The sequence below is a fragment of the Bacillus sp. GW823-FHT06A10 genome, assembly GCF_058795375.1.
In genome coordinates this window covers 96733-103624 of the sequence record NZ_JBXAHT010000002.1, presented here as the reverse complement: position 1 = coordinate 103624, position 6892 = coordinate 96733, and the positions used below count along the sequence as shown (strand labels likewise).

The window sequence follows — 6892 nt, the reverse complement described above, 5'->3', positions numbered from 1 at the left end:
CGGACCCACGGGGAGCACCGGACCCACGGGGAACACCGGACCCACGGGGAACACCGGACCCACGGGGAACACCGGACCTACTGGTAATGCTGGACCTTCCGGAGCGGGTTTCCAAAGTACTACCACCTTCAGTCTAGCAGCGGCTCCCAACTATAAAAAAGGACAAGTTGTCACTTATACGGGCAGCGGCTATGTTGTAAAAAAAGATGCACCTCAAGGGTTTCCTAATATATCTCCAGATTATATCGTATTAGTAGAAAGTGGACCTACCGGTAGTACCGGACCTTCCGGCATCACTGGCCCTACGGGGAACACTGGGCCTACCGGCATTACTGGGCCTACAGGGAACACTGGGCCTACCGGCATTACTGGGCCTACAGGGAACACCGGACCTACGGGGAACACTGGGCCTACGGGATCTGCCGATAGTGCTTCAGCAAAAAGTATTGTTTTTCAAGGAACAAATGCTGGTTTTCAACGTATAGCGGGTTCTCCTGGAATTGACTCCAATGTTATTCCATATGTCACTGCTGGAGCCGGTAGTATTGTCGGCTTTTCTGCGTCTATAAATATAAATAATTTACCTGCTGCTATTTATACGATTAATATTTGCAGAAATGTCCCAACAAATCTCACAACCCCTTCTTCTAGCTACATCCTATCTACTATTACCTTAACTACTACTGACAAAATTACCGGAACTATGGTATTTTCCATTAAACCAACGGATAGCGGAGCAGGACAAATTCAAGTATTTAATCCTACTCCGGCAGTAGGTCCCGCTAATGTAACTTGGACTAGCATTACAACTGGAAACCCAGTTGCAAGAGGAGATGCTATATCCCTTTATATTACCCCTGGAATTACTGCAAGTGCTGTATATTCTGTTTTTCTAATTACTAACATATAGCAATTCATTTCATAAAAAAAGACCCGAGATTCGGGTCAACAAATAGAAATATAAATGAACTACAACAAATAACAGACAAAGCCATTATATATTTTTCGTAGTAAAACATCCATTAATTTCTTTTTACACTATCAATATATTATTTTTCGTTATCGTCCTCTTTTTTAGAACGTCTACCTAAGAAGAATACAAGAACTAATAATATAATTAACAGTAGTACTCCGCCGATAATGTAATATAATGTGTAGTCTTTTTTCGCTTCTACCGCTGTATCATTTAACTTATCAGCTGTCTTTCCTTCAATTGTAAATTTCTTCGTCCATTCCCATTTTTGATCGCCATCAGTGGCTTTCACTTCTACTCGGTACGTTCCTGGATCAAATGCTTTGTTTTCCCAGCTAATAGCATAATCAAAGTTTGAGTTTGGCGCCATTCTTAAATTTTCTTTTTTTGCTTCAAATAAAACGTCTCTACCTTTTTCTTTATATACTTTTGCATCAACACTTAAATTTTTTAACATTGCTGGCTTTACGTTTTGTAAATTTGCAGTAACAACGTTACGCCCGTTAATTTGTGTTGGCTTTACTTCGTTTAATTTCATGTCTGGTTTTACTTCAGCATCCGTCTCTTTTAAAACAACACCAATTGCGTATGCATACTTATTTTCAATTTGCACACCTTCATCTTTTTTCTTTGCATTCTCATCTTCTTTTTCTTTAAAGTATAAACCACCTAAAATAACACCATCAAACGACTCACTTGGCATTTCTAGGTTTATATCAACTGTCACTATGCTGTTAGCTGGGACTTTCGTTTCTTTTGGCATTTTAGCAATTTTAGAAAACGGATATTTCAAAGTAGAATCCGTTTTTGGTTCTACTGTACTATAATCTGTAATACCATTGCTATTCGTAATTGCTGTATTAGCAAACGATTCTACCACAACTTCTTTATTCGTATCATTTTTCATTTGGACTTGAATTGTTTGCTTTTGTCCAGGTTGCATTTTCAAATCAAAATACGTTTGATTTTTATCAATTTGATTTTCTGGTATAACTGCTGTCACAGCGAATTTCATTTCAGCTGCATATACTGAAAAAGCGTTTACCATGAAGAATGTAATTAATAGTAAGCTAGTAAATAGTTTTTTTACCATCTCTTATGTAATCCCCTTCATATCCATTTTATAGACAAGAAAGAGACAAGGTTAAAGCCATTCCCTTATCTCTTCTCATTTTCCTCTTTTATCTTAAAATTCCTCTTACTTACATAGGAGCGTCTGTTAGTTCCCAAGTTAGTGAAGTTGTGTATTGTGTTTGTTCTTTTTTCGTTTTACCTGGTACAGATAACTCTACGCTTTGTTTCGCTTCTGTTGCATCTTTACCAAACGTATTTACCCATGTACCTATACCTTGGTTTTCTTTTGCATCGATTAAATCAGATGCTGCACCACTTGGATTTAATGTGATAGATTGTTCTGCTGTTGGTGCGTCGCTACCTGCATTTGATTTCAAAGCTGAATTTTTTAATGTTAATGCCGCACCATCCAACGCTTTATCATCTGCAGTTTTGAATTGACCATTTTGTTTTACTGTTAAATGCCATCCAGCATTTGTACCACGATTATCTGTTACTTGAACGTAGTTCGGCACGTCAATTACAGAACCGTCTACTTTTTTCTTTACTTTATCTAATTCTGCAAAGTAGATTTCGTTATTCCCTGATGCTTTTTGTGTTTTAAAGTTGAAGTTAGATACATAATCAATACTTAGTGGACCATCTGTACCTTTTTTATCTGGATCAACTGGATCTACAGTTTCATCTGGATTCTCTGGATTAACAACATCAATTTTATCTGTATTTTTCTCGAATTTAATGAATGCTTTTGAGTCTAATTTCCCGCCATCTTTCTCAGCTGCAAATGCAGACGTTCCTACTGATACTGATGATAATGTTACCGCTCCAATTAATGCTACTTTTGCTAGTTTCATAGTTTTATACCCCTTTATGATCATTTTTAAAATTCAGTCATTCTTAATTTTAAATCTTGTATAAGCTTAGTTTGGTGTATCTTCTAAAGTCCAAGTTAACTCAGCTGAATATTTCGCACCTTTTTCTTTCGCTGTCGTACCTGGTACGAATAAGCTCACACTCTGTTTACCTTGTTCTGTTCCTTTACCGAATGCAGTCGTCCAATCACCCATACCTTTATTCTTTGCGGCAGTAGTAATTTCCACCGCATCTCCACCTGGAGCTAGCGTTACTTTATTTTTAAATGTTGTAGGTGCATATTGTGCATCAGTTACAGAATTTACAGCTGGGTTACTTAAGCTTAAAGCTGCATTTGTTAACTCACTATTACCACTTTTAAATTGTGCATTTTGCTTTACTTTCAATTTCCATCCTGCATTTGTACCACGGTTATCTGTTACAGATACGAAGTTAGGTACTTCAACTGTTTTGCTCCCTTGTTTCACTTTATCCAATTTTGCAAAGTATGTTTGATCATTACCAGAGATAACTTGCTCGCCGAAGTGTAAGTTAGAAACGTAGTTAATACTTAATGGACCTTTTGTTCCTTTTTCATGGTCACCAGGGTTCTCTGGTGTAACTTTTTCATTTGGATTTTCTGGATTGTTTGGATCTGTTGTGCTTGTATCTTCAATAAACGTTACATCGGTTTTTGATTTCATATTTGCTTTCTCTTCCGCAAATGCTGAAGTTCCTACTGCTGCAACTGATGTTAATGATACTGCACCGATTAATGCTAATTTTGCTAGTTTCATATGTACCTTCCCCTTTTCTCTGTTTTCATCTATTTTTTATTTTGAATACACTTGCTTTCCCCTAATTCTTTTGAATACATATAGAGATAAAACAATCGAAAACAATCCTATATATTGTTTGAAGTCCCGTGTCTGGCCTCCTGTTTTCGGTAAATATTTATCTCCATTTTTATTTTTATCAACTGTCTCTTTTTTTGTATTTATCTTTGTCGGATCAGTTGATGTATTTGGTGTATAGCTATTCGAAAATGTAATACCCGCTTTTGAATTCGTACTTGTAGCCGTTACTACATTTGCCATAAGAAACGGCACACATATAACTGTGGAAACGATAATACCAACTATTTTTTTCATTACTCTCTCCTTTCTAAAATTTATATATTTCATATATTTTTAGAGAGGAGCATCGGTTAATGTCCATTCTAGCTGTCCAGCATATTTAGTATTTGCTTTGACATTCGGCCCTGGTTTTACTTGTAAATGAATTCCTTCGTTTTCCTTCCAATTTAGTGAAACCTCCTCGTCGTTTTTAGAAATATACGAGAATGCTTCTATACTAGAGGTACTTAAAGGTGTATCCTTTCCATTTCGTTTGTAAATCAATGCTCCTGTCAATGTGTCATTTTGCGCTGAAGTTAATGGTGTGATTTCCTTTACATATACACTCCATTTTTGCTTTTTAACACGATCATCGGTTACCTTTAAAGGATTTGAAATCGTCTTCGGTGCGTATGTCGTTGTTTTCGATGGAATTGTTAAATCTCCAAATGTAATTTCTTTTGGTACGTCTACTAACTTTAAAGTCCCATCAACGACAGTAACCGGCACTTGAATCTCCGCTTGTACACCTTGCTTCGTTTCAATTACAACCGTTACAGTATGATTCCCTATTGCTTTGGTATCTGGAATATTGATTAACTTCACTACTGATATTGGTTTATCTACATCCAAATTCGTATCTACAGATAAATCTGTCACAAATTTAGAAATATCCATTTTTGTTAAATCTGTTCCTTGCACTACTTTTTGTGGGACTGGTTTCCCAGTTGGAATACCTTTATACCTTATTTTTGCGATTCCATCTCGATTACTATCTTGTCCATTCTTATCGCCATCTAAATAATTTTTAGCTGACACCGGTATTTCAAGATAACCATCTTTGTAATATTTCATTACATTAGCACCTTTTACAGGAGAACCTGTAATTGTCATTTCATAAATTTTCCCGTTGAATTCTTCTGTTTTTAACGCATTTACTTTCGCAACCGCAGTGACTTTATTGTTTGTCCTGCTAATATCAAAGAAGCTACTTACATCATCTCCACTCTCCACATCTTGAATGGAAACATCATTCACAGTAAAATCCTTATTCACTTCACTTTCTAATACAAAAGATTTCGCATAGTGAATCTCTTTCGATTGAGCAGGCATATTTTGATATACCTTATAAGAAAGTTGACGGGAATTATCTTCCACAATATCTCCTATTACACTTGGAGCTGGAATTTCAATTTGTGCAATCGCTAATTGGTCGTATGATACATTAACACCTGAAGCATTTAATCTAACTTCTAGCGGTAATTCTGTTAAATTATCAAATGTAATTGTCATATCTGCTTCTGGAGTAGCTACTGGACCTGCTGTTCCAGAAAACTCGATTTTATTATTCCCTTTGTCTTGATACCTAATTGAACTCGTATCATACACGTATAAATTCGTTAAATGACTACCATCATTACGTAACGTTACATTTTTATAACTATTTATCCTTTTGAAATTCCACATTGCCGTTAATGGTACTTTTTTACTTGTTCCGTGTTCATAAAATTCAAAGGAAGCATTATAAGTTTGTCCTGACCTTCCGTTCCCATATAATTGTAAAAAGTTTTTTGCATCACCTTTAGTTATTGGTGTTTTAACATCTACAGATGAAGCTGTCATAGAGTGAATATTAATACGGACATCAATCCATTTCCCTTGATATTCACCAGCTTTTTTTACTAATACGTACTGTTCTCTATTTGAATTTCTAAATGTATATTGACTTTGACCAGTTCTGTCATTGCTACTACCCTTTACCTCATATGTTACTTGTGGGCTCCAAACAAATCTAAAAGCATATTTACCCGAGATAGAAGGCCCTTCACCTGTTCTATTATTTATTACCTTTACATTTGGATATTTAAGAATACTTGTAACAGGACTAGCAGCTAGTAGAGATTGGCTCTTTAATACCTTCTCAGCTTGAATAGCAGGTAATTCCTGATTATTTTCGTTTATCCTATTGCTCTCTTTTAATTCATTTTCCTTTGGTACGAGTTCTTCATTAACCTTTTCTTTCGCTAAAGTCTTCGTTTCTTTTGGAACTTCAGCATTAGTAGAATTTATTTCTTGTTTTTTATTTTCTTCCGATACTTTCACTTTTTCACTTATTTCTTTTTTCATAACTTCCTCTGAAGCCTTTGGATTTTCATCAGAAATGGCTACATTTAAAGCCTCTTTTTTCTCTACAACATGTAGAGAAGGAGATTCAATTTTCTTTTCATTCCCTTCAAACTTCACTATCGGTTCAAATTTGTACTCTCCAGCTTTTTTCATTTGAATGACTACATATACGTCACCGATAAAATTACTTTGTTCATTCTTTTCAATTTTTACAATGTGATCTTCTGTTACTGAAATGTTTTGAATCGCTTTATTGTTTTCGTTCATTTTTTTCGTTTCTGCTTCATTGAACAGCTGTTCATTAGATAATTTCAGCTCGATATTAGCATCTTGTTTATTTGTATTTGTAATCTTTAATACTACATTTTCATCAACTTTTATTTCTTGTTTATCCATATGAACGATAAAACGTCCTTGCTCGTCGTTTGTAACCGCATAAACTTTCGTTGCAGAGTAATCTAGCACACCAACTTGCGTAAATAATATTCCTCCAGCGAGAAGTATACGCCCAAATTTACCTATTTGATTTTGCAATGTACTTCCCTCCCTCACTTCTTATGAACTGAATATTTCGAACATTGAATTTATTATTCAACTAAATTTACAATCATAATGTGTATTCCTAGAAAATAAAAAGCCTGGTTGCCTTTTCGATTTTCATACATCACAACATGTGTGAAAATCCAAACTGCAACCAGACTATCATAGTAATTTTCATTACCTTAGACTCTTAGCTTTGCGACCTATCCTT

6 protein-coding genes and 1 riboswitch are annotated in these 6892 nt (G+C 35.4%); of the genes, 1 reads left to right on the top strand and 5 read right to left on the bottom strand.

Annotation, left to right across the window (positions count from 1 at the left end; genetic code table 11):
* Positions 1–910 (top strand): collagen-like protein (locus AC1Q8M_RS15280; RefSeq protein ID WP_492334161.1); only part of this gene is annotated, 910 nt, incomplete at its 5' end.
* 139 nt (positions 911–1049) lie between these two features.
* Here AC1Q8M_RS15280 and AC1Q8M_RS15275 read toward each other — a convergent pair.
* The 5 genes from AC1Q8M_RS15275 to AC1Q8M_RS15255 all read right to left on the bottom strand — a co-directional run bounded on the left by AC1Q8M_RS15275 (position 1050) and on the right by AC1Q8M_RS15255 (position 6675).
* On the bottom strand, positions 1050–2066 hold the full coding sequence (locus AC1Q8M_RS15275) for a WxLIP family cell surface protein (RefSeq protein WP_072941209.1): 1017 nt from the start codon (positions 2064–2066) through the stop codon (positions 1050–1052).
* A 109-nt stretch (positions 2067–2175) separates the two neighbouring features.
* Positions 2176–2901 carry a WxL domain-containing protein gene (locus AC1Q8M_RS15270; protein ID WP_098361128.1) on the bottom strand — a complete coding sequence of 242 codons (726 nt, stop codon included), beginning with the start codon at positions 2899–2901 and terminating at the stop codon, positions 2176–2178.
* Positions 2902–2967: 66 nt separating this feature from the next.
* Entirely contained in the window at positions 2968–3696 is a 729-nt protein-coding gene (locus AC1Q8M_RS15265) for a WxL domain-containing protein (protein ID WP_071713469.1), read from the bottom strand.
* A gap of 36 nt (positions 3697–3732) precedes the next feature.
* Positions 3733–4050, bottom strand: coding sequence for an EF2685/EF0750 family sortase-dependent surface protein (locus AC1Q8M_RS15260; protein ID WP_000724871.1), 318 nt, complete (start codon positions 4048–4050; stop codon positions 3733–3735).
* A 39-nt stretch (positions 4051–4089) separates the two neighbouring features.
* Positions 4090–6675, bottom strand: a complete 2586-nt coding sequence (locus AC1Q8M_RS15255) for a WxL domain-containing protein (RefSeq protein ID WP_098361127.1) — start codon at positions 6673–6675, stop codon at positions 4090–4092.
* A gap of 152 nt (positions 6676–6827) precedes the next feature.
* A riboswitch (cyclic di-GMP riboswitch) is annotated at positions 6828–6892 on the bottom strand.